The 25,479-nt window shown below is 67.9% G+C and carries 19 protein-coding genes; 6 read left to right on the forward strand and 13 right to left on the reverse strand.

Translation table 11 applies throughout. From position 1 onward, the window contains the following. The first annotated feature begins 25 nt into the window (after window positions 1–25). The 3 genes from addB to trxA are packed head-to-tail and all read left to right on the forward strand — an operon-like array spanning window position 26 to window position 6,929. Window positions 26–2,992 carry a double-strand break repair protein AddB gene (addB, locus tag CD928_RS18055; protein WP_255247237.1) on the forward strand — a complete coding sequence of 989 codons (2,967 nt, stop codon included), beginning with the start codon at window positions 26–28 and terminating at the stop codon, window positions 2,990–2,992. After that, window positions 2,989–6,573, forward strand: coding sequence for a UvrD-helicase domain-containing protein (locus tag CD928_RS18060; protein WP_095388479.1), 3,585 nt, complete (start codon window positions 2,989–2,991; stop codon window positions 6,571–6,573). Before addB ends, CD928_RS18060 begins: the two co-directional genes overlap by 4 nt. A gap of 35 nt (window positions 6,574–6,608) precedes the next feature. Continuing rightward, window positions 6,609–6,929, forward strand: a complete 321-nt coding sequence (gene trxA, locus CD928_RS18065; protein ID WP_095388678.1) for a thioredoxin TrxA — start codon at window positions 6,609–6,611, stop codon at window positions 6,927–6,929. Window positions 6,930–6,978: 49 nt separating this feature from the next. Here trxA and argJ read toward each other — a convergent pair whose 3' ends face one another. The 12 genes from argJ to CD928_RS18125 all read right to left on the reverse strand — a co-directional run bounded on the left by argJ (window position 6,979) and on the right by CD928_RS18125 (window position 21,478). Next, window positions 6,979–8,205, reverse strand: coding sequence for a bifunctional glutamate N-acetyltransferase/amino-acid acetyltransferase ArgJ (argJ, locus tag CD928_RS18070; RefSeq protein ID WP_095388480.1), 1,227 nt, complete (start codon window positions 8,203–8,205; stop codon window positions 6,979–6,981). Between the two features lie 174 nt (window positions 8,206–8,379). Further along, window positions 8,380–9,813: an aldehyde dehydrogenase family protein gene (locus CD928_RS18075; RefSeq protein ID WP_095388481.1), complete on the reverse strand. Its 1,434-nt coding sequence runs from the start codon at window positions 9,811–9,813 to the stop codon at window positions 8,380–8,382. Between the two features lie 85 nt (window positions 9,814–9,898). Then, entirely contained in the window at window positions 9,899–11,209 is a 1,311-nt protein-coding gene (locus tag CD928_RS18080; RefSeq protein WP_095388482.1) for a M20/M25/M40 family metallo-hydrolase, read from the reverse strand. 53 nt (window positions 11,210–11,262) lie between these two features. Next, window positions 11,263–11,874 carry a flavodoxin family protein gene (locus tag CD928_RS18085; protein WP_095388483.1) on the reverse strand — a complete coding sequence of 204 codons (612 nt, stop codon included), beginning with the start codon at window positions 11,872–11,874 and terminating at the stop codon, window positions 11,263–11,265. Between the two features lie 74 nt (window positions 11,875–11,948). Beyond that, window positions 11,949–12,467 carry a hypothetical protein gene (locus tag CD928_RS18090; RefSeq protein WP_095388484.1) on the reverse strand — a complete coding sequence of 173 codons (519 nt, stop codon included), beginning with the start codon at window positions 12,465–12,467 and terminating at the stop codon, window positions 11,949–11,951. Window positions 12,468–12,596: 129 nt separating this feature from the next. After that, window positions 12,597–14,009 carry a type I glutamate--ammonia ligase gene (glnA, locus tag CD928_RS18095; protein WP_095388485.1) on the reverse strand — a complete coding sequence of 471 codons (1,413 nt, stop codon included), beginning with the start codon at window positions 14,007–14,009 and terminating at the stop codon, window positions 12,597–12,599. A 71-nt stretch (window positions 14,010–14,080) separates the two neighbouring features. Beyond that, entirely contained in the window at window positions 14,081–14,419 is a 339-nt protein-coding gene (locus tag CD928_RS18100; RefSeq protein ID WP_095388486.1) for a P-II family nitrogen regulator, read from the reverse strand. Between the two features lie 468 nt (window positions 14,420–14,887). Beyond that, on the reverse strand, window positions 14,888–17,071 hold the full coding sequence (locus tag CD928_RS18105) for a PQQ-dependent dehydrogenase, methanol/ethanol family (protein ID WP_095388487.1): 2,184 nt from the start codon (window positions 17,069–17,071) through the stop codon (window positions 14,888–14,890). A 190-nt stretch (window positions 17,072–17,261) separates the two neighbouring features. Next, window positions 17,262–18,110, reverse strand: a complete 849-nt coding sequence (map, locus tag CD928_RS18110; protein ID WP_095388488.1) for a type I methionyl aminopeptidase — start codon at window positions 18,108–18,110, stop codon at window positions 17,262–17,264. A 74-nt stretch (window positions 18,111–18,184) separates the two neighbouring features. Continuing rightward, window positions 18,185–18,691 (reverse strand): hypothetical protein, encoded by a 507-nt coding sequence (locus CD928_RS18115; protein WP_095388489.1) that lies wholly within the window; start codon window positions 18,689–18,691, stop codon window positions 18,185–18,187. Further along, complete coding sequence (gene clpA / locus CD928_RS18120) at window positions 18,688–21,024, reverse strand: ATP-dependent Clp protease ATP-binding subunit ClpA (protein ID WP_095388490.1); 2,337 nt, start codon at window positions 21,022–21,024, stop codon at window positions 18,688–18,690. The genes CD928_RS18115 and clpA overlap by 4 nt, the downstream gene beginning before the upstream one ends. Window positions 21,025–21,280: 256 nt before the next feature. Next, a complete protein-coding gene (locus tag CD928_RS18125) occupies window positions 21,281–21,478 on the reverse strand; it encodes a DUF1192 domain-containing protein (RefSeq protein ID WP_095388491.1) in 198 nt (65 codons plus the stop codon). Window positions 21,479–21,574: 96 nt separating this feature from the next. Here CD928_RS18125 and CD928_RS18130 point away from each other — a divergent pair, with 96 nt between their 5' ends. From CD928_RS18130 to CD928_RS18140, 3 genes are read left to right on the forward strand one after another with little or no spacing between them, the layout of a single operon-like run. After that, window positions 21,575–22,594 carry an NAD(P)H-quinone oxidoreductase gene (locus CD928_RS18130; protein WP_095388492.1) on the forward strand — a complete coding sequence of 340 codons (1,020 nt, stop codon included), beginning with the start codon at window positions 21,575–21,577 and terminating at the stop codon, window positions 22,592–22,594. 47 nt (window positions 22,595–22,641) lie between these two features. After that, complete coding sequence (locus CD928_RS18135; protein ID WP_095388493.1) at window positions 22,642–23,220, forward strand: phosphoribosyltransferase; 579 nt, start codon at window positions 22,642–22,644, stop codon at window positions 23,218–23,220. After that, window positions 23,213–24,238, forward strand: coding sequence for an adenosine deaminase (locus tag CD928_RS18140; protein WP_095388494.1), 1,026 nt, complete (start codon window positions 23,213–23,215; stop codon window positions 24,236–24,238). Before CD928_RS18135 ends, CD928_RS18140 begins: the two co-directional genes overlap by 8 nt. A gap of 113 nt (window positions 24,239–24,351) precedes the next feature. Here the strand turns inward: CD928_RS18140 and CD928_RS18145 are convergent, their stop codons facing one another. Further along, window positions 24,352–25,392 carry a rod shape-determining protein gene (locus CD928_RS18145; protein WP_095388495.1) on the reverse strand — a complete coding sequence of 347 codons (1,041 nt, stop codon included), beginning with the start codon at window positions 25,390–25,392 and terminating at the stop codon, window positions 24,352–24,354. Window positions 25,393–25,479: the final 87 nt, after the last annotated feature.

Here is a 25,479-nt window from a genome sequence, read left to right on the forward strand (position 1 = left end):
CGCTTCGCTCGCAATGACGGAGGCCATGACAAAACCCACCCTCACCTCCATCCCGGTCCACCGGGCGTTCGCCGACGCGCTCGCCGCGGGGCTGATCGCGCGCTTTGCCGACGGCGCGCTGGGGCTCGCCGAGGGGTTGATCCTGCTGCCGAGCAATCGCGCGCGCAGCGCGGTGCAGGCGGCGTTCGTGCGCGCCGGGGGCAGGGGGCTGCTGATGCCGCGGCTCGCGGTGATCGGCGACGCCGACCTCGACGAGTCGGTGGCGCTCGCGCTCGACGGGCTTGACGACGATCCGATTCCGCCCGCGATCGACCCGCTGCGCCGCCGCCTGCTGCTCGCCGAACTGATCGAGCGCCACACCCCCGACGGCGAGGCGCCGGTCGCGGGCGCCGCGGCGTTCCAGCTCGCCGACGGGCTCGCGCGTGTGATCGACCAGCTCCATTATGAAGAGGTTCGGCCCGCGGCGCTGGTCGACCTCGACCTCGGCGCCTTCGCCGGCCATTGGCAGGCGTCGCTCGGACGGCTGCGGCTCCTCGTCGATCATTGGCCCGCGGTGCTGGCGCGCACCGGCAGCATCGACCGTGCCGAGCGGCGCGGCCGCCTGCTCGACCGGGTCGCGGCGGGATGGCGCGGCGCCCCGCCCGCGCGCTTCACCGTCGCGGCGGGGATCACCACCGCGGCGCCCGCGATCGCGCGGCTGCTGCGGACGGTCGCCGGTCTCGATCGCGGCATGGTCGTGCTGCCGGGGCTCGACCAGGGGATGGGGACGGACGAATGGGAGGCGCTCGGCCCGACGCGGCCCGATCCTGAAAATCCGGCGCGTCCGCTGGAAACCCATCCGCAATATCATCTGAAGCTGCTGCTCGATCGCATGGGCGCCAGCCGCGACGAGGTGATCCTGTGGGACGCGACGTCGGAGTATGACGGGCCCGCGGCGCGCACGCCCTTCGTCTCGCTGCTCTTCGCGCCCGCCGACTATACCGCGCAGTGGCAGGTGGCGGGCGACCTGTCGGCGGCGACCGCGGGAATTTCGGGCGCGGTCTTCGCCGACGACGGGCAGGAGGCGCAGGGGATCGCGCTGCTGATGCGCGAGGCGGTCGAAACGCCGGGACGCACGGCGGCGCTCGTCACCCCCGACCGCGGCCTTGCCGAGCGCGTCGCGGCGGCGCTCGCGCGCTGGGGCATTTCGGTCGACGACAGCGCGGGCCAGCCCCTGTCGCGCACGCCGCCGGGGGCGCTGCTGTTGCTCCTCGCCGAGCTGGCCGCCGATTTCGATCCGGTCGCGCTGGTGTCGCTGCTCGGCCATCCGCTGGTCCGCAAGGGCGAGGGGCGGAGCGCGTGGCTCGACCAGGTCCGACGGTTCGACCTGACCCTGCGCGAGCCGGGGCTGCGGCCCGGCTGGGACGGGGTGAGCGCGCGCATTGCGGAGCGCGCCGCCGACCCCAAGGCGCGGGGGCACGGGCTGACGGTGCAACTCCGGCCGTGGTGGGACGAGGTGACAGGCACGCTGGGCGCGGCGCTCGCGCCCTTCGCGTCAGGACCGACGCCGCCTGCGATCCTGCTCGCCTCGCTGCAGACGGGGCTTGAAACGCTCGCCGGCGATGCCGTCTGGGCGGGCCCGGCGGGGCGGATGCTCGCCGAGCTGTTCGACCAATGGGCGCTCGCGCGCGGCGACGGGCCGGCGCTCGTCGACCCGGCCGACTTTCCCGCGATGCTCGGGCAATTGCTCGCGCAGGCCAGCGTGCGTCCGCCCTATGGCGGCCATCCGCGCCTCTTCATCTGGGGGCTGCTCGAAGCGCGGCTGCAGCGCGCCGACCGGATGATTTTGGGCGGGCTCGACGAGGGGCGCTGGCCCGCCGCGACCAAGCCCGACCCGTGGCTCGCGCCCGGCATCCGCCGTCTGCTCGGGCTGCCCGCGCCCGAGCGGCAGCAGGGAATGGCGGCGCATGATTTCGCGGGCGCGCTCGGCGCGGGCGACATCGTGGTGACGCGCGCCGAGCGCAGTGGGGGCGACCCAGCGGTCGCCTCGCGCTTCTGGCTGCGGCTCGCGGCGCTGGCGGGCGATCTGCCCGAGCCGCGACCGGGCGGGGTGCCGCTGACCCGGCTCGCGGCCGAACTCGACGCGCCGCCGGGGGATCCACAGCCGGCGCCGCGGCCCGCGCCCCGCCCGCCCGCCGCCGATCGCCCGCGCAAGATCAGCGTCACCGCTGTCGACCGCCTCGCGCGCGATCCCTTTGCCTATTATGCGAACGCGATGCTCGGCCTGTCGGCGCTCGACCCGCTGAGCGCCGCGCCCGATCCGCGCTGGCGCGGTACGCGGGTGCATCAATTGTTCGAGGATTGGGTGCGCGGCGGCGCGACGGCGGACGGGTTCGAGGCCGAACTCGCCGCGCTCGCCGCCGACCCGGCGCTCGATGCGCTCGACCGCGCTTTCTGGCTACCGCGCGTCGAGCCCGCGCTGCGCTGGGCGGCGGCGCAGGTGACCGGAGCCGAGGGACGCGTGCCCGTCGGGGTCGAGATGCGCGGCGAGATGGCGGCGGGCGGCATCGCGCTGCACGGAAAGGCCGACCGTATCGACCGCGACACCGAGGGTCGCCTCGCCATCGTCGACTATAAGTCGGGCGGCGCGCCGAGCGCCAAGGCGGCGTTCGACAAGCTCGATAACCAGCTCGGCCTGCTCGGCCTGATCGCGCAGGCGGGCGGGGTCGAGGGCGTCGCGGCGGCCGAGGTCGGCGCGCTCGAATATTGGAGCCTGCGCCCCGACCGCCGCGCCGATGGGGCGGGGAAAATCTCGAACAGCTACGGGCCGCGCAGCGGGTTGAAGAGCGCGGGGGAAGCGATCGGCCACGCTGCCGACGCGCTGACCGACCTCGCCGGGCGCTTCCTGCTCGGCGACGCGCCCTTCGTGCCCGGCGAGGCGGCGGGCTATGGCGATTATGATCAGCTGATGCGCCGCGACGAATGGTTCGGGCGCGGGGAGGGCGAGCGATGAGCAAGCCCGCCACCCTCGCGACGCTCGACCCGCGGCAGGGCGCCGCCGCCGACCCCGAAAGCCATGTCTGGCTCGGCGCCTCGGCGGGGACGGGCAAGACGCAGGTGCTCTCGGCGCGCGTGCTGCGGCTGATGCTGGGCGGCGTGTCGCCGGAGGCGATCCTCTGCATCACCTTCACCAAGGCGGGCGCCGCCGAGATGGCGCACCGCATTCACGAACGGCTTGCCGCCTGGGTGCGGATGGACGACGGCGACCTGCGGCTCGATCTGCGCGCGCTGGGGCTCGAATGGGACCAGCCGGGGCTGATGGCGCGCGCGCGGTCGCTGTTCGCCACGGTGATCGACAGCCCGGGCGGCGCGATCCGGGTGCAGACGATCCACAGCTTCTGCCAGACGCTGCTCGCGAGCTTTCCGCTCGAAGCGAAATTGCTGCCCGGCTTTCGCGCCATCGAGGAGGACGAGGCGGAGGCGCTCAAGCGAGCGGTGCTGGGCGCTTTGCTAAGCCCCTCCTCTTCAGAGGAGGGGTTTGGGGTGGTGGACGCCGGTGTGGGACACCACCCCGCTGCGACTAGGCCCAGCTTCGCCGAACCAAGTCTCGCTGCCCCTCCTCTGAAGAGGAGGGGGGGAGAAACCGGACTGAACGACGCCGCGGCGATGCTGTCGCGGCGGCTGGGCCCCGATGCGGCACTGGCCTTCCTCTCGCGCTGCGCCGCGGCGTTCGGCGGCCCGCGCGCGCTGTTGCCGCCCGCGGCGCACGATCTGCGCGCGGCGTTCGACCTGCCCGCCGGCGACGCCGACGCGTGGGTCCGCGAGCAAGTGGCGGCGGGGGCGATCGCCGACGCCGATATCAAGGCGGTCGCGGCGAGCGGGGCGGCGTGGGGAACGAAGACCGGGCTCGCCTGCTCCGACGTGATGGTCGGCTGGCTGATGGGCGACCCCGATGCGCGCGCCGCGATGCTCGGCGAGCTCATCGCCTGCTTCGTGACCGGCAAGGGCGAGCTGCGCGCCGATTTCGCGGGCGACAAGGGAAAGATGCAGGATTGCCTCGATGAGGCGACCCGGATCGTCGAGGCGGCGCAGACAATGCTCGGCACCGCCACCGCGATGCGCGTCGCCGACGAGCTCGCGGCGGCGTGGAAGCTCGGCAGCCGTTTCGCCGAAGCCTATGCGCTCGCCAAGCGCGAGGCGGGGCTCGCCGATTTCGACGATCTGATCAGCCTTGCGGGCGCGCTGCTGCGCGTCAGTCAGTTCGGCGAATGGGTGCGCTTCAAGCTCGACCAGCGCACCGACCATATATTGGTCGACGAGGCGCAGGACACCAATATGCGCCAGTGGGGGATCGTCCTGTCGCTCGCCGAGGAATTTTTCGCGGGTGCCGGAGCGAAGGACGAGCGCATCCGCACGCTGTTCACCGTCGGCGACCGCAAGCAGGCGATCTTCGGCTTTCAGGGCACCGATCCGGGCGCCTTCGCCGACGCAAAGACGCTGTTCAAATTGCTTGCCGGGGAGACCCCGAATCCCCTGCAAGAGGTCGATCTCGTTTCCAATTACCGCTCGACCCCCGCTGTTTTGCAGGTCGCGGACGCCTGGCTGGAGGCGGGAGGAACCGGGCTGATGGGCCTCGACGGCGACGAGCCGCCGCACCGGCCGTTCCGCGACGCGCAAGCGGGGCAGGTCGAGCTGTGGGCGCCGCTGCCGGTCGGTAAGGCGCTCGACGCCGAAGCCGAGGATGCGGGCGAGGAAGAGAGCGGCGACAGCACCGCCCCGGCGTCCGACCCCGCCTCGATGCGACTGGCGCGGGCGATCGCCGACGAGGTACGGGACTGGACGCTGAACGGCAAGGACGGGCGGCCGGTCGCGCCGGGCGATATCATGATCCTCGTCCGGCGGCGGCGCGACCTCGCGGCGCGGATCGTCGCGCGGCTCCAGGCGCTGCATGTCCCCGTCGCGGGGGTCGACCGCTTCGCGCTGACCCAGCCGCTGGCGGTGCAGGATCTGATGGCGGCGATGCGCTTCGCGGTGCAGCCGCTCGACGATCTGAACCTCGCCGCGCTGCTCGTCTCGCCGCTGATCGGCTGGACGCAGGACGAGCTTTACGAGCGGACCCACAAGCGCGGCCGCGCGGCGATCTGGGAGCATCTGCGCGGCACCGAAGGCGATGTTCCGGCGGCGGCGATGGAGGCCTTGCGTCACCTGCTCGGCATGGCCGATTTCACCACGCCCTTTCGCTTTCTGGAGACGGTGCTGTCGGGGCCGATCGACGCGCGGCGCAAGCTCTATGCGCGGCTGGGGCGCGAGGCGCGCGACCCGATCGACGAGCTTCTGAACCAGGCGCTCGCGTTCGAGACGCGCGAGACGGTGTCGCTGCTCGGCTTCTTGACCGCCGTGTCGGGAAGCGGCGCCGACATCAAGCGCCAGACCGAGGCGCGCAGCGACGTCGTGCGGGTGATGACGGTGCACGGGTCGAAGGGACTGCAGGCGCCGATCGTCATCCTCGCCGACGCGACCGACGATGCGGCGATCGGCCACCGGCCGTTCCGCGTCGACGTCGCGGGGTGGGAGAAGCTCCCCGTCTTCGCACTGCCCGCCGACGAACGGCACGGGGCGATCGCCGAGGCCTATCAAAAGGAAGCGCTGGCGGCCGCCCAGGAGCATTGGCGGCTGTTCTACGTCGCGATGACGCGCGCCGAGGAGATATTGGTCGTCGCGGGGGTGACGAAGAAGCCCGACCGCAGCATCCCCGAAACGAGCTGGCACGCCGCCGTCGAGGACGTGCTGTCGGGCATGGGCAGCGAATGGGAGGAGGCGGGCCCGATGTGGGGCCGCCGCCGCGTCCACCGCGCCAACGCCGGCAAATGGGCGCGCCGCGAAAAGGCGGCGAGGGCCGCGCCGCCGCCGCTCGTGCCGCCGGCCTGGGCGCACGCGCCGGCGCCCGAGGAGGCGCGCCCGCCGCGCCCGCTCGCGCCCTCGGCGCTAGGCGAGGACGATGTCGCCGTGCCGCCGCAGGGGACGGCGCGCGTAGCGGCGGTGACGCGCGGGCTGTTGCTCCACGCGCTGTTCGAGCGACTGCCGCCGGTCGCGGCGGAAAAGCGCCGCGCGGCGGCGCTGCGCTGGCTGGGCGCGCAGGCCCCGGCGCTGGACGACGCGGCGCGCGCGGCGATGGTCGACGAGGTTCTGGCGGTTCTGGACGACCCGGCGCACGCGGCGCTGTTCGGCCCCGGCAGCCTCGCCGAAGTGCCCTTGTCGGCGGTCGTCGACGGCGGGCTGGTCGTGGCGGGGATCGTCGACCGGCTGCTCGTCACGGGGGATGCGGTGACGGTGATCGACTACAAGACCGGCCGGCAGGTGCCGGACGGGGCCGCCGACGTCGCGCCCGCCTATCTGCGGCAAATGGCGGCCTACCGCGACGCGCTCGGCGTCATCTTCCCGGGGCGGCTGGTCGAGGCGGCGCTGCTCTATACCGCGGGGCCCAGGCTGATCCTTCTGGACGATGACATTCTCGTCGCAAACAAGCCCGCCTTGATAGCGACCAAGGCGAATTTGCCGCCGGCGGGACTTGAGCCGGGGCCGCCGACTGCTTAGCTTGGGCTCCAAGAGGGAATTCAGGAGTGAAGATGATGGGTACCAAAGCGATCACCGACGACAGCTTCCAGGCCGATGTGCTCGACAGCGACACGCCGGTCCTCGTCGATTTCTGGGCCGAATGGTGCGGCCCGTGCAAGATGATCGGCCCGGCGCTCGAGGAGATTTCGGACGAATTGGACGGCAAGGTGGTGATCGCCAAGCTCAACATCGACGATCACCCCAACGCCCCCGCCAAATATGGCGTCCGCGGCATCCCGACGATGATCCTGTTCAAGAATGGCGAGATCGCCGAAACCAAGGTCGGCGCGGCGCCGAAGAGCGCGCTCAAAGGCTGGCTCGAAGGGGTGCTCTGATTTCCAACCGTCGCCCCCGCGAACGCGGGGGCGACGGTTTATATAAAGCTCAGCTCCGATAATCGGCGTTGATGCTGATGTAGCCGTGCGTCAGGTCGCACGTCCACACCGTCGCGCGGCCTTCGCCGAGACCAAGGTCGGCGCCGATGCGGATTTCGAGGTTTTTGAGATGCGCTGCGACCGGCGCCTCGTCATAGCCGTCGACCGGCAGGCCCTCCTTCGCCACCCAATGATCGCCGAAACGGATCGCGAGCTTGTCGCGGTCGGCGGGTTCGCCGGCCTTGCCCACTGCCATCACCACGCGGCCCCAATTGGCGTCCTCGCCCGCGATCGCGGTCTTGACCAGCGGCGAATTGGCGATGGCGAGCGCGACGCGCTTCGCGCTGTCGTCGCTGACCGCGCCCGTTACCTGTACCTCGATGAATTTCGACGCGCCCTCGCCATCGCGCACCACCTGATGCGCGAGGTCGAGCGCGACCTCGCGAACCGCGGCATAGAGCGCGTCGGCGCCGGTATCGTCCCATGAGGCGAGGACAGGATTGCCCGCCTGGCCCGTCGCGAAGAGCAGCACCGTGTCGCTGGTCGAGGTGTCGCTGTCGACGGTGATGCTGTTGAACGTTCCGCCGGTCGCCTTGGTCAGCATCTCCTGGAGCAGCGCCGGCGCGACCGCCGCGTCGGTGAAGATATAGCCGAGCATCGTCGCCATGTCGGGGGCGATCATTCCCGATCCTTTGACGATCCCCGCGACCTGGACGCTCCGGTCGCCGATGACGGCGCTCGCGGCGGAGCCTTTGGCGAAGGTATCGGTCGTGCCGATCGTCTCGGCCGCCGCCTCCCACGAACAGGGGGGCGCGGTCAGCGCCGTCGCGACGCCCTCGCGCGCCTTGTCCTTGGGCAGGGGCACGCCGATGACGCCGGTCGAGCTGACGAAGACCTCTTGCGGCGCGCAGCCGAGATGTTCGGCGACCTGCCCCATGATCTGTTCGACCGCCTCGCGCCCGCGATAGCCGGTGAAGGCGTTGCTGTTGCCGGCGTTGACGATCAGCGCGCGGCCCTTGCCCCCCTTTACCTGCTCGCGGCCGAGTTCGACCTCCGACGAGCAGCAGATATTGCGCGTGAACACGCCCGCGACCGCGGTGCCCGGCGCCAGTTCGACATAGGTGAGGTCGCAGCGGTCCCATTCCTTGTAGCGCGCGCGCGCGACGCGGAGGGTGACCCCGGCGATGTCGGGGAGGACGGGGAAGGATGCGGGGGCGAGAGGCGAGCGCGTGGTCATGGTGCGGTGCGTTTAGCGGGTGCTGGCTCGCAGCAAAAGCCCCTCCCCTTCAGGGAAGGGGTTGGGGTGGGGTTTTGAGCCCTTGCGCAAGGCCGATGGACCCCACCCGCTGTGACTAAGCCAGCAAGCTGGCAAGTCTCGCTGCCCTCCCCCGAAGGGGAGGGCGTGAGTCGCTTACGCCGGTATCCCGCTGATCGCCTTGACTTCCATGAAGTCCTTGAGGCCGAACAGCCCGCCTTCGCGGCCGTTGCCCGACGCCTTGTAGCCGCCGAAGGGCGCGCCCGGGCCGGGGCCCCACGCGTTGACCGCGACCATGCCGGCGCGCAGCTTCGGCGCGACCTCGGCCGCCTTGGCGGGGTCGCCCGAGACGACGGCGGAGAGGCCATATTCGGTGTCGTTGGCGATATCGACCGCCTGATCGAGATCGTCATAAGCCATCACGGTCGCGACGGGGCCGAAGATCTCTTCCCTGGCGATCCGCATGTCGGGGGTCACGCCCGAAAAGACCGTCGGCTTGATATAATAGCCGCGGTTGACGTTCGACGGCAGGCCGGTGCCGCCGGTTTCCAGCGTCGCGCCTTCGTCGATCGCCGACTGGATCAGGCCCTGGATCTTGTCGAACTGCGCCTTGTTGACGACGGGGCCGATATGGCCGCCCTCGGCCATCGGGTCGCCGACCTGCGTGCCGTCGAACATCGCCTTGATCACGCCGACCGCTTCGTTCTCGCGATCCTTGTGGACGAGGATGCGGGTCGGGGCGATGCAGCTCTGGCCGGTGTTGACCAGCACGCCCTGCACCGTCGGCGGCAGCACCGCTTCGAGGTCGGCGTCGGGCAGGACGATGTTCGGCGACTTGCCGCCAAGCTCCTGATGGACGCGCTTGACGGTATCGGCGGCCGCCTTGGCGACGAGGATGCCGGCGCGGGTCGAGCCGGTGAAGCTCACCATCTCGATCCCCGGGTGAGCCGAGATCGCGTTTCCGACGGTCGGCCCGTCGCCCTGGACGAGGTTGAAGACGCCCGGCGGCACGCCAGCGGCGTCGAGGATCTCGGCGAAGATCGTAGCGTTGCCGGGGCATTCCTCCGACGGCTTCAGGACCATCGTGTTGCCCGCGGCGAGCGCCGGCGCGACCTTCAATGCGATCTGGTTGAGCGGCCAGTTCCACGGCGTGATCATGCCGACGACGCCGATCGGTTCGTAGACGACCTTGTTCGCGCCATGCTGTTCGCTGAAGGCGAAATCCTTGAGCGCCGCGATCGTGCCCATGAAGCCGCCGATACCGGCGCCGACCTGCGCGGTGCCCGCGAAGCTGACCGGCGCGCCCATTTCGGCCGCCATCGACTTGGCAAGATCGGCGCCGCGCTTCTTATATTCCTCGACGATCCGACCCAGCACCTCGAGCCGCTGCTCGCGCGTGGTCTGCGACCAGCTCTTGAACGCTTCCTTCGCCGCGGCGACGGCATCGTCGACATCGGCCGCGGTGCCGAGGACGATCGTCGAAGCGGGTTCTTCGGTCGCCGGGTTGATGACCTGATGTTCCTTGCCGCCCTTGCTGTCGACCCACTGGCCGCCGATGAAATTCTGCTTGAGATGCTGTTCGGTGCTCATGTCGTTTCTCCCATCGGCGTGAAATACGTCTCGCTTTGCTACCTAAGCACTGGCGCGAATGAATCAAGCGCGGGCGGGCGCGAAATTATCGCCCCTCGGCGGCGAGGCGCGATATCAGGATCGCGGCGCGCGTCGCCTGGCGCGCGATCGACGGCAGTTCGACCGTTTCGCCCGGCGCATGATCGCCGGTGCTGTAGGTGCCGAACCCGGCGAGGCTGTCGACGTCGGCGGCGACGAAGCTGATGTCGCCGGCGCCGCGCTTCAGCGGGTCGAGCGCCGCCATTTCGGCGAGGCCGAGGTCGCGGTTGACGCCGTTGAGCTTCGCGAGCAGCGCCCGATTGCCGTTGGTCGGCGCCATCGCCGGGTAGCCGCCGGGGTCGAAGGCGAGGCTGGCGCCGGTGCCGGGTGCATGATCGGCGACGATCGCCGCCATCTTCGCCTTCACGCGCGCCGCCTGCTCGGCCGAAAGCGTGCGAAGGTCGCCGCGCGCGATCGCGGTCGCGGCGATGATGTTGGTCTTGCCGCTCGTCGTCGCGCGGATGCCGCCTTCGTCGAGCGTCGCCTCCTGCCCGCCCGCGACCAGCCCGACGTTGAAGGTCAGGTTGGGCTCGGGCAGTTCGGTGCGGAAGCGCTGGATGATGCGCGCGAGTTCGTAGATCGCGCCGTCGCCCGATTCGGCGCTGAAGATGCCCGAGCTGTGATTGGCCTTGCCCGTCGTGGTGACCGTCCAGCTTTCGGACGAGCGGCGCGCGACCGACCCCATGTCGGCGCCGCCGTCGCGGACGAGCCCTTCGAAATCGAGCGCGACATCGCTGCGCTTGCCCGCCGCGATCAGGTCGGCGCGCGATTTGGCGATCGGGTCGCCCGCATCCTCTTCGTCGCCCGTCAGGTGGATCTCGATATTGGCGTTCTTCAGCGTCCCCGCCGCATGCATCGCGCGCAGTGCCGCGACGATCACCGTCATGCCGCCCTTGTCGTCGCCGACACCGGGGCCCTCGGCGAGATCGCCCTTGCGGGTGAAGGCCTGGAACGGCGAGTCGGGTTCGAACACCGTGTCGAGATGGCCGATGAGCAGCAGGCGCTTGCCGCCCTCGCGCCCCTTGTGAACCGCGATCAGATGGCCCGCGCGCTTCGTTTCGGGCATCGGTTTCCACGTCACCGCGAAGCCCAGGGGCTCGAGTTCGGCGCGCATCATGGCCCCGACCTTCTCGACCCCTTCGAGGTTGAGCGAGCCGCTGTTCTGATTGACGAGGCGTTCGAGCAGCGCGATCGAGCGATCCTGCTCGGCGGCGACGGTCTTCGCCATCGTGGCCTCGGCCTTTGAGAGCTTCGCGTCCGCCGCCGGCGCGAGGGCGATCGAGGCGGCGAGGATGGCGGCGAGCGGCAGCAATTTCATCGAGGACTCCCTTCGGGTCCCTTGTGCCGCCTGCCGCACCGGGCGGCAAGCCGTCAGCCCGGATAGGGCGACGCCCTCAGCAACCGCGCGAGATGCGCGGCATTGGCGGCGACCATCTTCGCGGTCTCGGTGACCTTGCCCGGACGCTTCTTCAGATCCTTGAAGTCGACCGATCCCATCGCCTCGCCGACCCAATAACAGGCGGCGACCGCGGGAATCGTCCAGCCGACGTCGTTCAGCGCCTGGAGGATTTGGGACGTGACATTGTGCGCGCCGTCCTCATTGCCGACGATCGCGGCGACCGCGACCTTCGAATAGCTCGGCATGCGGCCCGCATCGTCGGTTTCGGACAGGAAGGCATCCATGCGCTCCATGACGAGCTTGGCGATGCTTGATGCCTGGCCGAGCCAGATCGGGGTGCCGAAGATCAGGATGTCCGCGGCGAGAATCCGCTCGCGGATCGCGGGCCATTCGTCACCGTCGCCTTCGTCGGAGGTCACGCCCCATCGGACCTTGTGCCGCGCGATGCGGATCGGATCGCCGACGGTGACGTTCTGGTCGGTGAAATGCTCGGCGAGCACCGCGAGCATTGCGTCTGTCGAGCTTTCGCGCCCGCCCGCTGACAGCGAGCAGTTGATGGCGGTGGCGGTGAGAGGGGCGACCATGATCGATCCTTCGCGGGTTGGCCCCCTCGCGAAGGGGAAATGAACGGCGGGGGCCGGAAGTTCCGGTCAGCGGCCTATGACGCGTCCTCTACCGCGTCGAAATCATCGAGCTTCTTCAGCGCGTCGCGGGCGATCGAATGGAGCTTGACCATGTTCACCGCCAGGCCTTCGGTGTCGTGCCCCGTCAGTTCGTCAACGGTGAAGGCGACGCGCGTACGGTCGGGCGCGAGTTCGTCGAAGGTGAATTTGAGCCCGGTGGCAAGGGCGCCGTCGTCGACGCTGTAGATCAGGTGCGCCTCGCGTGGGATCGTCATCGCCACCGCGATCTTGACCTTATAGGCGTCGGGCCGCTCCTTCGGGGCGACCTGCGGCCACAGCGGATCGCTCTTGTCCACCACCAGCTCGTAAAGCCGGTCCGAGCCGCCGTTGGTGACGAGCGGCAGACCCGTGAAGGCGCCGTCGTCGCCGAACATCTTCGCGAAGACCTGTTCGCGCGGCGCCGCGACGGTGCGGGTCTGGCTGACCAGCTCGATCGACTTGCCGCATCCGGCGGTCAGCAGCAGGGCGGCGGCAAGGATGAGAGCGCGCAGCATGAATTCCCTCCCGACAGGAGGTTTGCCCAATAATGCGCGCCGCTTACCAAAGCGTAAGCGGCCGGCAACGAAAAGGGCGCCCGGCTCCCCTCGAGCCGGACGCCCCTTGGCGTTGCCGATCGCGAACGATCAGGCGCTGTAATACATGTCGAATTCGACCGGGCTCGGGGTCTGTTCGAAGCGATAGACCTCGTCCCACTTGAGTTCGACATAGGCCTCGATCTGATCCTTCGAGAACACGTCGCCCTTCAGCAGGAAGTCGTGATCGGCCATCAGCGAGTCGAGCGCTTCGCGCAAGGACCCGCAGACGGTCGGCACTTCCTTCAGTTCCTCGGGCGGCAGGTCATAGAGATTCTTGTCCATCGCCTCGCCGGGATGGATCTTGTTCTGGATGCCGTCGAGCCCCGCCATCAGCAACGCCGCGTAGCAGAGATAGGGGTTCGCCATCGCGTCGGGGAAGCGGAACTCGACGCGCTTCGCCTTGGCGCCCGCACCGTAAGGAATGCGGCACGAGGCCGAACGGTTGCGGCTCGAATAGGCGAGCAGCACCGGCGCCTCGAAGCCGGGGACGAGGCGCTTGTAGCTGTTCGTCGTCGGGTTGGTGAAGGCGTTCAGGGCCTTGGCGTGCTTGACGACGCCGCCGATGAAATAGAGGCACAAGTCCGAAAGGCCCGCATAGCCGTTGCCTGCGAAGAGCGGCTTGCCCTTTTCCCAGATCGAGATGTGGGTGTGCATGCCGCTGCCGTTGTCGTCCTTGATCGGCTTGGGCATGAAGGTCGCGGTCTTGCCATAGGCGTGCGCGACCTGGTGCACGACGTACTTGTAGATCTGCATGCGGTCGGCGGTCTGGGTCAGTGTGCCGAAAGTCAGGCCCAGTTCGTGCTGCGCTGCGGCGACCTCATGGTGGTGCTTGTCGCACGGCAGGCCCATTTCGAGCATCGTCGAGACCATCTCGGCGCGGATGTCGACCGCGCTGTCGACCGGCGCGACGGGGAAATAGCCGCCCTTGGCGCGCGGACGGTGGGCAAGGTTGCCGCCCTCGTAGCTGCGGCCGGTGTTGGTCGGCAGCTCGATATCGTCGAGTTCGAAGCCCGATTTATTATAGCCGGTTTCGAAGCGCACGTCGTCGAACATGAAGAATTCGGCCTCGGGCCCGACATAGACGGTGTCGCCGATGCCGGTCGATCCGACATAGGCCTCGGCGCGCTTCGCGGTCGTGCGCGGGTCGCGGGCATAGCCCTCGCCGGTCGCGGGCTCGACGATGTCGCAGACCATGATCAGCATCGGGGTCGCCGAGAAGGGGTCGTCATAGACCGCGTCGAGGTCGGGCTTCAGGATCATGTCGCTCTCGTTGATCGCCTTCCAGCCCTCGATCGACGAGCCGTCGAACATCAGCCCGTCCTCGAGCGAATCCTCGTCGATCACGCCGGCGCACATCGTCAGGTGATGCCATTTGCCCTTGGGGTCGGTGAAGCGCAGGTCGACCCACTCGATGTCATTGTCCTTGATCCGCGCGATGATATCCTTGGGCTTGGTGGCCATGGTCTGAACGTCCTTCTTGCGATGATGTCCCGGTCGTCCGGGGGTGTTGAACTGGAATGGCGACGGAGGCCCTAGAGCGCGTCCTCGTTGCGTTCGCCGGTGCGGATGCGGAGCGCGGTCTCGATGGGCATGACGAAGATCTTGCCGTCGCCGATGCGGCCGGTCTGCGCGGCGGCGGCGATCGCCTCGACCACGCGTTCGGCCATATTGTCGTCGACGACGACCTCCAGCTTCACCTTGGGCAGGAAGTCGACGACATATTCGGCGCCGCGATAGAGTTCGGTGTGGCCCTTCTGGCGACCGAAGCCCTTGGCCTCGGTGACGGTGATGCCGCTGACCCCGACCTCGTGCAGCGCCTCTTTCACCTCGTCGAGCTTGAACGGTTTGATAATCGCCTCGATCTTCTTCACGCGTCTGATCCCCTTTGGACTGCCCGCCACGGCTCGCAGTCAAAGCCGGATCAGGCGCGCCTGGTCCGGTTCGGCCGGTCGAGTCGGAGCGGTGTCCCGCCATCTTGCACCAATCAAGAGCCGTGCCAATTGGCGAATCGCGGGGTTTCGCGGAGATTTGCGGCGAAGGATCGCGGCATTGCCCAAGGGGTGGGCAGCGGGGGGATTTTATTGCCTAAAATATGGGCAAGAGCGTTGGGCGGTTTGATTTTGTTTCACGCGAAGACGCGAAGGCGCGAAGAAGGTCGCGCATCAAGCATGACCGCTTATTGTCGCCGCAGGCGACCTTAAAAGGCGCGTTCGCGTGATCGGCGAGCAACACGGGCGCAAGGGGGCTACCTTCTTAGCGCCTTCGCGTCTTCGCGTGAAAAATTCCTGTCCCGCCCTCTCCGCAGCTCCCATCGCTTACGGAGAGGCCGGAATTTCGTCCTACCGCCCGACTGGCGCCGTCGCTTCGGGCAGATTGGCCTTGGTCCAGTTCGACCGGTCGATGACATAGGCGCGGATCGCTTCGGCATCGGCGGGGGTGAGGACGCGGGCGAAGCTGACCATGCCGCGGTCCTTGAGCGCGCCGTCGAGGATCACGCTCTTCCACGCGTCGGTGTTGGTGAGCGTGCCCGAGACGCGCAGATCGGGGGTGAAGCCGTTGCCGATCGCGCTGTCGCCATGACAGACTTGGCAATAACGCCCGAAGTGCGCCTTGCCCGCCGCGATCTGCTCCGGTGTCCCGAACTGCGGCGGTGGATTCCACGCGAGCGTCGTCGTCGCCGGCGCGGGAAGTTGCACCGTGCCGCCGATCTTGAGCACGACGAGGCGCGGCAGGTTCGGGAGCTTGCGCGTCACCCCGCCCGCGACCCCGGCGACGAGCGGGAAGGCGCCGCCCTTGCCGGTCTGGAAGGCGACGTACTGGACGCCGCCGACGCGGAAGGTCGACGGCGCGCTGACGATCCCCGACTGCATGTCGAGGTCGAGCAGCTGCTTGCCCGTATCGGCGGCATAGGCGCGGAAGCGACCCGTGCTCGTGCCCTGGAAGACGAGATTGCCCGCGGTCGTCATCGTGCCGCCGTTCCACGCGGCGGGATAGTCGACGCCCCACGCCACCTTGCCGGTGCGCGGGTCGAAGGCGACAAGGCGTCCGGTCGTCGCGGCGACCGCGGCGCGGAACGCCTTGGCGTCGTCGGGCAGCATCGTCTTGTTGAGCGAGGTGCCGACGTTGAAACCGAGCACCTTCCTCTTGTCGAGTTCGTCCATGTCCTGGAGATAGCCCTGCGGGATCTGCTGCGCCGGAATATAGACGAGCCCGGTCTTGGGATTATAGCTCATCGGGTGCCAGTTGTGCGCGCCGAGCGCGCCCGGGATGGCGATGAAGGGCTTGCCGGTCCTGTAGAAGCGCGATTCGGGATTCTCGATCGGGCGGCCGGTCGCGAGGTCGTAACCGGTCGCCCAGTTAATCCCGTCGACATAGGGCTTGGCGTCGATCAGCTTGCCGGTCGTGCGGTCGATCGTGAAGAAGAAACCGTTCTTCGGCGCATGGTACAGCACCTTCGTCGGCTTGCCGCCCACCTGCTGCTCGGCGAGGATGATCGGCTGGGTCGCGGTATAGTCCCACGTCTCGGCCGGGGTTTCCTGATAGTGCCATTTATAAGTGCCGCTATCGGCGTCGAGCGCGACCACCGAGGAGAGGAACCAATTGTCCCCCTCGCCGTTCGAGCGCAGCCCGTGGTTCCACGGATTGCCGTTGCCGACGCCGAGATAAATCTGGTCGAGATCCTTGTCATAGACGATCGCGTCCCACACCGTGCCGCCGCCGCCCGACACCTTCCATTCGCCCTTGTCGGACCAGGTGGCGTTGCCCTTTGACGCGAAGATGTCGTCCGACGCGGCGCCGTCCTTCTTCTTCTCGGGATTCGGGGCCGTGTAGAAGCGCCAGCGTTGCTTGCCGGTGTCGGCGTCATGGGCGGTGACATAGCCGCGCACACCGAACTCGGCGCCGCCGTTGCCGATGAGCACCATGTCCTTCACGACGCGCGGCGCGCCGGTGATCGTATAGGGCTTGCGCTTGTCGAAGGTCTGCGTCGACCAGATCTCCTGGCCGGTCTTCCGGTCGAGGGCGATCAGGCGGCCGTCGAGCGCGCCGACGAAGACCTTGTCGCCCCACACCGCGACGCCGCGGTTGACGACGTCGCAGCAGGCGCTGACAGCGCGCTCGCCGGGAACCTTGGGGTCGAAGGACCAGAGCTTCTTGCCGGTCGCCGCGTCCCAGGCGTCGACCTTCGACCAGGCGTGGCTGACATAGAGGGTGCCGTCGACCACCACCGGGGTCGCTTCCTGGCCGCGCGCGTCGTCGAGGTCGGCGAACCAGGCGATGCCGAGGGTGCCGACATTCTGGTCGTTGATGTCGGTGAGCGGGCTGAAGCGCTGCTCGTCATAGCTGTAGCCGATGCCGGCCCAGTCGTCGCCGTTGCCACCGGTCTTGAGCAGCGCTTCGCTCGCCTTCTCGGCCTCGTCGAGCGATCCGCCGCCTGAGGCGCTGTCGTTCTTCGAGGCGTTGCACGCCGCCAGTGCCAGTGCCGCGCAGCCAAGCAGCGCAGCCGAAAAGACCCGTTTCGCCATCCCATGCTCTCCCGTTCGACGCCTATGCTTGACGTTAACGTCAAGTCTGCGCTGGAAGAGGCGGGGGCGCAAGGGAGAAATGCTGTTCCCCGGCGAACGCCGGGGTCCAGAGCGAAAGAACGCCAAAGTTATGTGAGGACGCCCTGGGCCCTGGCTTTCGCCGGGGAACACGCCTGATTTCGTGCTTGGCTTACTGCCAGGGCGGCGCGTTCAGGCCCTTGGGGCTCGCGGTGAAGATTTCGCAGCCGTCCTCGGTGATGCCGATGCTGTGCTCGAACTGCGCCGAGAGCGATCGGTCGCGCGTCACCGCGGTCCAGCCGTCGGGGAGCATCTTCACCGCATATTTGCCGGTGTTGATCATCGGCTCGATGGTGAAGAACATGCCGGGTTTCAGCTCGGGGCCGGTGCCGGGACGGCCGGCGTGGACCACTTCGGGCGCGTCGTGAAACATCTGGCCAAGCCCGTGGCCGCAGAAATCGCGCACGACCGAATAGCGGTGGCGCTCGGCGTGGCTCTGGATCGCGTGCGCGACGTCGCCCATGCGATTGCCGGGCTTCGCCTGCTCGATGCCGAGCATCAGGCATTCGTAGGTGACCTCGACCAGCCGCCGCGCCTTGATCGGCACCTCGCCGACCAGATACATGCGGCTGGTGTCGCCGTGCCAGCCGTCGACGATGCTGGTGACATCGACGTTGATGATGTCGCCCTCGCGCAGCGGCTTGTCGTCGGGAATGCCGTGGCAGACGACATGGTTGATGCTGGTGCAGCAGCTATGCGTGAAGCCGCGATAGCCCAAGGTCGCGGGGATGCCGCCGCCGTCGAGCATCATCCGGCGGACGAGGTCGTCGATCGCGCCGGTCGTCACGCCGGGCTGGATGAAGGGAACGAGCGCGTCGAGAATCTCGGCCGACAGCCGCCCCGCCTTGCGCATCCCGGCAAAGCCCGCCGCGTCGTGCAGCTTGATCGTGCCGTCGCGGACGGGAGTCGGGGCCGCGGCATCGGCGGTGGTGACGGAGATATAGGAGATATAGTCGTACATGCGGGCAATATAGGCGATGTGGCGCTGAAATGCGAGGGTGGACCCAAGCCCCGTTTCGCCGGGATGACGATATTCTATATTTTGTCTGTTCGTCTGCCTTTGCTTTCCTCGTGGGTTCGGAGAGTTTTTGCGCAGTCTGGGCCGCGCCCTGCCCCGAGAATGAGGAAAGTTTCTTCTTGGCCCTGTGCCGCGACCGCTACGTCTGCATCGCAAACGGACCAGATATCACGGACGGCGCGCGTAAAATCGCCGCGAGTAGCGCCCGGCGCCATGCGAAACATGGCCGTATGGGCGGGGCTGATTTTGTTGGCGACGCCCGGATCATAACGGATCACATCGCGAGCGGCGATTTGTGCGCCGCTTGTCGAGCGGAACCGACGGTCCTTGTAAACCGGAAGTTCCATCGGCTTGGCGGCGACTAGGTCGTAGAATATCATTTGCGCAGTGGGATGCATTTCGAAAGCGAAATCGATGCTCGGTTCGCGGGGCCATAGCCACCACGCAGCCCAGACCGCAGACATCAACAGCCCGGCCAGCAGAATGGGGCGCCTGCGTCGCCGCACGCGCCCCGCTTCTGTCATTCCGCCGCCTTCTTCGCTTTATCGGCTTTGGGCTTCGCCTTACCCTTCGGCGGCGCGGAGACGATTTCGAAAGCGAGCGGATTACCGACCTTGGCGTCGTCGCCCTCCTTCATCCGCACCTTGACCTCGCCGCCGTGAACGAGCTTGCCGAATAGCAGTTCCTCGGCGAGCGGCTGCTTGATCTTCTCCTGGATCAGGCGGCCCATCGGGCGCGCGCCGTAGAGCTTGTCATAGCCCTTCGCGGTCAGCCATGCCCGCGCCGCATCGTCGAGCTGGATGTGGACGTTGCGGTCGGCGAGCTGGAGTTCGAGTTCGAGGATGAACTTGTCGACGACGCGCGCAACCACCTCGGGCGGCAGATAGCCGAAGGGGACGATCGCATCGAGGCGGTTGCGGAATTCGGGGGTGAAGAGATTCTTCACCGCTTCCTCCTGCACATCCTCGCGCGTCGCCTGGCCGAAGCCGATCGACTCGCGCGCCATGTCGCTTGCGCCCGCGTTGGTCGTCATGATCAGGATGACGTTGCGGAAATCGACGGTCTTGCCGTGATGATCGGTCAGCCGGCCGTGGTCCATCACCTGCAAGAGGATGTTGAACAGGTCGGGGTGCGCCTTCTCGATCTCGTCGAGCAGCAGCACGCAATGCGGGTTCTGGTCGATCGCGTCGGTCAGCAGGCCGCCCTGGTCGTAGCCGACATAGCCCGGAGGCGCGCCGATCAGGCGGCTCACCGAATGGCGCTCCATATATTCGGACATGTCGAAGCGCTGGAGCGGGATGCCGAGCAGATGCGCGAGCTGCTTCGCGACCTCGGTCTTGCCCACGCCGGTCGGGCCCGAGAAGAGATAGTTGCCGATCGGCTTTTCGGGATCGCGCAGCCCGGCGCGCGACAGCTTGATCGCCGACGACAGCACCTCGATCGCGACATTCTGGCCGAACACGACACGCTTCAGATCGGTCTCAAGCGTTTCGAGCACGCGCTTGTCGTCGCTCGACACCGATTTGGGCGGGATGCGCGCCATCGTCGCGATCACCGCCTCGATCTCCTTGGCGGTGATCGTCTTGCGCCGCTTCGACGGCGGGACGAGCATCTGCATCGCACCGACCTCGTCGATCACGTCGATCGCCTTGTCGGGGAGCTTGCGGTCGTTGATGTAGCGCGCCGAGAGGTCGACCGCCGCGTTGATCGCGTCGCTCGTATATTTGACGTTATGATGGGTCTCGAACGCCTCGCGCAGCCCGGCGAGAATTTTCTTGGTATCCTCAAGGCTCGGCTCGATGACGTCGATCTTCTGGAAGCGACGGAGCAGCGCGCGGTCCTTTTCGAAATGGTTGCGGAACTCCTTGTAGGTCGTCGATCCGATGCAGCGGATGACGCCGCCCGACAGCGCGGGCTTGAGGAGGTTCGACGCGTCCATCGCGCCGCCCGACGTGGCGCCGGCGCCGATCACCGTGTGGATCTCATCGATGAACAGGATCGCGTGCGGCAGGCCTTCGAGTTCGGAGACGACCTGCTTCAGCCGCTCCTCGAAGTCGCCGCGATAGCGCGTGCCGGCGAGCAAGGCGCCCATGTCGAGCGAATAGATCACTGCTTCCTTCAGCACCTCGGGCACGTCGCCTTCGACGATCTTGCGCGCGAGCCCCTCGGCGATCGCGGTCTTGCCGACGCCGGGGTCGCCGACATAGAGCGGGTTGTTCTTCGAGCGGCGGCAGAGGATCTGGATCGTGCGGTCGACCTCGGCATTGCGGCCGATCAGCGGGTCGACCTTGCCGCCCTTCGCTTTCTCGTTGAGGTTGACGGTGAACTGGTCGAGCGCGGTTTCCTTCTTGTTCTTGGCGCCCTCCTTGTCCTTCGCCTCTTCCTTCTCCTCGGGCTCGGCCTGCGCGGCGGGCTTGCCGCCCTTGCCGACGCCGTGGCTCAAATAGGAGACCGCGTCGAGGCGCGTCAGGTCCTGCTGCTGGAGGAAATAGACGGCATAGCTCTCGCGTTCGGAGAAGAGCGCGACGAGGACGTTGGCGCCCGTCACCTCATCCTTGCCCGACGACTGGACGTGCAGGATCGCCCGCTGGACGACGCGCTGGAAGCCGCTGGTGGGGGAGGGGTCGCTATGCCCCTCGACCTTCAGGCTGTCGAGTTCGGTGTCGAGATAATGGACCACCGCCGACTGGAGATCGTCGAGCGCGACGCCGCAGGCACGCATCACTTCCGCAGCGTGATCGTCGTCGATCAGCGCATAGAGCAGATGCTCCAGTGTCGCATATTCGTGATGACGCTCCGACGCGGCCTTGAGCGCGTTGTGCAGGGTCTTTTCGAGGGACTCCGAAAAGGACGGCATGGTCTTTCTCCTTGCGGGACCAGCCGGGGAGAGGCCGCCCCTAGGAAGCTAACGTGGCGATGCCGCCGCCCCGCCGCAAGGGAAAAGCGGAGGCGGATATGAAATTACGATGACAGGATTGCGCTATGGTTAACGAGGCGTTGGGAAATTGGTGCGCGCCATTCATCGGCCGGCAAGCTGCGCCGTGGTTAGGGGCCGGCGCCCCGCTCCACTCTCCCTACGTCTCATCGGAGCGGGGCACACCCGGCATCGGCCCCTACCCCTTGCGGAACAGCGCCTCCGCGCTCGCCTTGAAGCCGCCGGCGGCGGCCTTGTGCGCCTTGATGCGTTCGATCTCGGCCTGAAGCACCGCGATGCGGTCGTCGAGTTCGTCGACCGACAGCGGATCGAGCGGCTGGCGGGTCAGGGCCGCGAGCGCATCGTCGCGGCGGCGGGGAAGGTCGTCATCGTCCATGGCGTGTCCTTTCTCGCTGGTCCCTGCATTTCGTAAGCGCGCGACTGTTGACCCGCGCGCCGCGCCTGTCAATAAGGCGCGCCGAGTGGGAAACATATGGGAAGTGGGGAAAATAGGGTGACCAGCCTACCCGAAAGCATGACCGCCATCGCCATCGGCGAACCGGGCGGGCCAGAGGTCCTTATGCCCGAGACGCGCGCCGTGCCGCGCCCCGGTCCGGGCGAGGTGCTGATCCGCGTCGCCGCCGCCGGGGTCAACCGCCCCGACGTGCTCCAGCGCATGGGTTTCTATCCGCCGCCGCCGGGCGCGTCCGATCTGCCGGGGCTCGAGGTCGCGGGCACGATCGCCGCGATCGGGCCGGGCGGCGATCCCGAACTGCTGGGGCAGGCGGTATGCGCGCTCATCGCCGGCGGCGGCTATGCCGAATATTGCATCGCGTCGGCGGGAAGCTGCCTGCCGGTGCCCAAGGGCTTTTCGATGGCCGAAGCCGCGGCGCTGCCCGAGACGATGTTCACCGTCTGGCACAATCTGTTCGAACGCGCCTGGATGAAGGAGGGCGACACGGTGCTCGTCCACGGCGGCACCAGCGGCATCGGCACCACCGCGATCGGGCTTTGCGGCCTGTTCGACATCCGGGTGATCGTGACCTGCGGCAGCGCGGAGAAGTGCGATGCGGCGCGCGCGCTCGGCGCGGCGCTCGCGGTCGATTATTCGAGCGAGGATTATGTCGCGGCGGCGAAGGCCTTCACCGGAGGGCGCGGGGTCGACGCGGTGCTCGACATGGTCGGCGGCGACTATGTGCCGCGCAACCTCGCCGCGCTCGCCGACGACGGGCGCCACGTCAGCATCGCCTTTCAGCGCGGCGCGAAGGCCGAGATCGACATGTCGGAGGTGATGCGCCGCCGCCTGACGCTGACCGGGTCGACGCTGCGCGCGCGGAGCGCCGACTTCAAGGCCGCGCTTGCCGACGAGATTCACCGCACCGTCTGGCCGCGGCTGTCGGATGGCGCGTGGAAGCCCGCGATGGACCAGGCCTTTCCGCTCGCCGCCGCCGCCGCCGCGCACGCGCGGATGCAGGCGGGCGCGCATGTCGGGAAGATCGTGCTGACCATATGAGGCGGGGCCTGCTTCCATCTGGGGGAAACAGGTTCTAAACCCCGCACATGAGCGACGACGGGAAAATCTACATCGACGCGAACGCGCTGCTCGCCGACTCGCTGCGGCTGGGCATGCAGGTGCTCGAAAGCGGCTTCGCGCCGACCCATCTCGTCGGCATCTGGCGCGGCGGCGCGCCGGTCGGGATCGCGGTGCAGGAACTGCTCGATTATCACGGCCAGCCTTGCGACCATATCGCGATCCGCACCTCCTCCTATCACGACATCGACCGGCAGGATCCCGAGGTGAAGGTGTTCGCATTGGGTTATCTGATCGACACGCTGAACCCCGACGACCGCCTGCTCATCATCGACGACGTCTTCGATTCGGGACGCAGCATCCGCGCCTTCCTCGCCGAACTTCGGGCGCGCTGCCGCCACAATATGCCGCGCGACATCCGCATCGCCACCGTGTGGTACAAGCCGCGCCGCAACGTCACCGACCTGAAGCCCGACTTCTTCGTCCACGAAACCGACCGCTGGCTGATCTTTCCGCACGAATTCCACGGCCTGTCGGTCCACGAGATCCGCCGCCACAAGCCCGAGGCGGCGATCATCCTGGGAGAGGAGACGGCATCGCATGGCTGATGGTTTCGCCTCCGTCGCCGAGCGCGCGGCGTTCATCGCGGGGCTCCCCAAGGCCGAGCTCCATCTTCATATCGAAGGCTCGCTCGAACCCGAGCTGATGTTCGAACTCGCGCGGCGCAACGCGATTCCCATCCCCTTCGCGAGCGTCGAGGAGGTGCGCGCGGCCTACGCCTTTTCGAACCTCCAGGATTTCCTCGACATCTATTATCAGGGCATGAGCGTCCTCGTCACCGAACAGGATTTCCACGACCTGACCGCGGCCTATCTCGCCCGCGCGCACGCCGACAATGTCCGCCATGTCGAGATCTTCTTCGACCCGCAGGGGCATACGCAGCGCGGTGTCGCGTTCGACACGGTGATCGCGGGGATCACCCGCGCGCTGAGCGAAGCGCGCGAGCGGCACGGGCTGACCTCGAAGCTGATCCTGTGCTTCCTTCGCCATCTGAGCGAGGCGGAGGCCGAGGCGACGCTCGATGCGGCGCTGCCATGGCTCGATCGCATCGACGGGGTGGGGCTCGATTCGTCGGAGGTCGGGCATCCGCCCTCGAAGTTCGAACGCGTCTTCGCGCGGGCGCGCGGCCTGGGGCTGAAGCTGGTGGCGCATGCGGGCGAGGAGGGACCGCCCGCCTATGTCGTGGAAGCGCTCGACCTCTTGAAGGTCGACCGGATCGACCATGGCAACCGCAGCCTCGAGGACCCGGCGCTCGTCCGCCGCCTCGCCGATGCGGGGCTGTGCCTCACCGTCTGCCCGCTGTCGAACCTCAAGCTCTGCGTCGTCGACGACATCGCGGCGCATCCGCTGCGGACGATGCTCGACGCGGGGCTCGCCGCGACGGTCAATTCGGACGATCCCTCCTATTTCGGCGGCTATGTGAACGCCAATTATCAGGCGGTCGCCGACGCGCTCGACCTGTCGCGGGCCGAACTGGTCACGCTGGCGCGCAACAGCTTCACCGGATCGTTCCTGGAGGACGGCGAGCGCGACCGCCACCTGGCGGCGATCGACGCCTACGCCTAGAGTGCGTTCGGTTTTGATGGAATCAAAACCGGCACTCTAGATTCTTGTTTTACCGTGTTTTCCGAGTCGTCAGGTGATTCCACCTGACTTGAAAACACTCTAGGCTCTGAGGATCAGGCGGCGATCAGGACGCTGCGATAGGTACTGTCCTCGAGCGCCTGCCCGGCGCCCATCGCGACGCACATCAGCGCATCGTCGGCGACCCGGACGTCGAGCCCCGTCGCCTTCGCGATCGCCTCGTCCATCCGGCGGAGCAGCGCGCCGCCGCCGGTCAGCGTGATGCCGGCGTCGATGATGTCGGCCGCGAGCTCGGGCGGCGTCTGTTCGAGCGCCGCGCGCACCGCGCCGACGATCTGGCCGACCGGCTCGACCAGCGCCTCGGCGACCTCGGCCTCCGACACGCGCACCTCGGCGGGGCGGCCGTTGACGAGGTCGCGGCCCTTGACGCCCATGACCAGCCCGCTGCCCTCGGGCGCGACCGCGCAGCCGATGGTGAGCTTGACGCGCTCGGCGGTCATCTCGCCGACCATCAGATTATGCTTGCGGCGGATGTAGGAGGAAATCATGTCGTCCATCTTGTCGCCGCCGACGCGCACCGAATTGCTGTAGGCGATGCCGCCCAGCGACAGCACCGCGACCTCGGTCGTCCCGCCGCCGATGTCGACCACCATCTCCCCCATCGGCTCGGCGACCTGCAGCCCGGCGCCGATCGCGGCGGCGAGCGATTCCTCGATGAGCTGGACAGTGACCGCGCCGGCATTGGAGGCGGCGTCGCGGATGGCGCGGCGTTCGACCATCGTCGATCCCGACGGAACGCAGATCACGACTTGGCTGCGCTGGCGAAAGCGGCTCTGGCCATCCATCACCTTGGTGATGAAATGCTTGATCATCTGCTCGGCGACGTCGATGTCGGCGATGACGCCGTCGCGCAAGGGGCGGATCGCCTGGATGTTGGCCGGCGTCTTGCCCATCATCAGCTTGGCCTCGTTGCCGACCACCTTGACGCGCCGGACGCCGTCGCGCGTTTCGAGGGCGACGACCGACGGTTCGTTGAGCACGATCCCCTTGTCGCGGACATAGACGACCGTGTTCACGGTCCCGAGGTCGATGGCCATGCCGTGCGACGACGCCCCGAAGCGATGGAAAAAGCTCATATCCGAAAAAACGCCCTGTCTGGAAAATCGGGCGTTCCGGGCCGTTCGAGTCCGGGCGACCGCCTTCTCCCCCGCTTGTGACCCCGG

Source organism: Sphingopyxis sp. GW247-27LB (genome assembly GCF_002277025.1).
GTDB lineage: Bacteria > Pseudomonadota > Alphaproteobacteria > Sphingomonadales > Sphingomonadaceae > Sphingopyxis.

Bases quoted from the DNA above. Each gene is read 5' to 3' on its own strand.
- addB (WP_255247237.1), top strand. From the start codon at position 26: ATGACAAAACCCACCCTCACCTCCATCCCGGTCCACCGGGCGTTCGCC.
- CD928_RS18060 (WP_095388479.1), top strand. From the start codon at position 2,989: ATGAGCAAGCCCGCCACCCTCGCGACGCTCGACCCGCGGCAGGGCGCC.
- trxA (WP_095388678.1), top strand. From the start codon at position 6,609: ATGGGTACCAAAGCGATCACCGACGACAGCTTCCAGGCCGATGTGCTC.
- argJ (WP_095388480.1), bottom strand. From the start codon at position 8,205: ATGACCACGCGCTCGCCTCTCGCCCCCGCATCCTTCCCCGTCCTCCCC.
- CD928_RS18075 (WP_095388481.1), bottom strand. From the start codon at position 9,813: ATGAGCACCGAACAGCATCTCAAGCAGAATTTCATCGGCGGCCAGTGG.
- CD928_RS18080 (WP_095388482.1), bottom strand. From the start codon at position 11,209: ATGAAATTGCTGCCGCTCGCCGCCATCCTCGCCGCCTCGATCGCCCTC.
- CD928_RS18085 (WP_095388483.1), bottom strand. From the start codon at position 11,874: ATGGTCGCCCCTCTCACCGCCACCGCCATCAACTGCTCGCTGTCAGCG.
- CD928_RS18090 (WP_095388484.1), bottom strand. From the start codon at position 12,467: ATGCTGCGCGCTCTCATCCTTGCCGCCGCCCTGCTGCTGACCGCCGGA.
- glnA (WP_095388485.1), bottom strand. From the start codon at position 14,009: ATGGCCACCAAGCCCAAGGATATCATCGCGCGGATCAAGGACAATGAC.
- CD928_RS18105 (WP_095388487.1), bottom strand. From the start codon at position 17,071: ATGGCGAAACGGGTCTTTTCGGCTGCGCTGCTTGGCTGCGCGGCACTG.
- map (WP_095388488.1), bottom strand. From the start codon at position 18,110: ATGTACGACTATATCTCCTATATCTCCGTCACCACCGCCGATGCCGCG.
- CD928_RS18115 (WP_095388489.1), bottom strand. From the start codon at position 18,691: ATGACAGAAGCGGGGCGCGTGCGGCGACGCAGGCGCCCCATTCTGCTG.
- clpA (WP_095388490.1), bottom strand. From the start codon at position 21,024: ATGCCGTCCTTTTCGGAGTCCCTCGAAAAGACCCTGCACAACGCGCTC.
- CD928_RS18125 (WP_095388491.1), bottom strand. From the start codon at position 21,478: ATGGACGATGACGACCTTCCCCGCCGCCGCGACGATGCGCTCGCGGCC.
- CD928_RS18130 (WP_095388492.1), top strand. From the start codon at position 21,575: ATGGGAAGTGGGGAAAATAGGGTGACCAGCCTACCCGAAAGCATGACC.
- CD928_RS18135 (WP_095388493.1), top strand. From the start codon at position 22,642: ATGAGCGACGACGGGAAAATCTACATCGACGCGAACGCGCTGCTCGCC.
- CD928_RS18140 (WP_095388494.1), top strand. From the start codon at position 23,213: ATGGCTGATGGTTTCGCCTCCGTCGCCGAGCGCGCGGCGTTCATCGCG.
- CD928_RS18145 (WP_095388495.1), bottom strand. From the start codon at position 25,392: ATGAGCTTTTTCCATCGCTTCGGGGCGTCGTCGCACGGCATGGCCATC.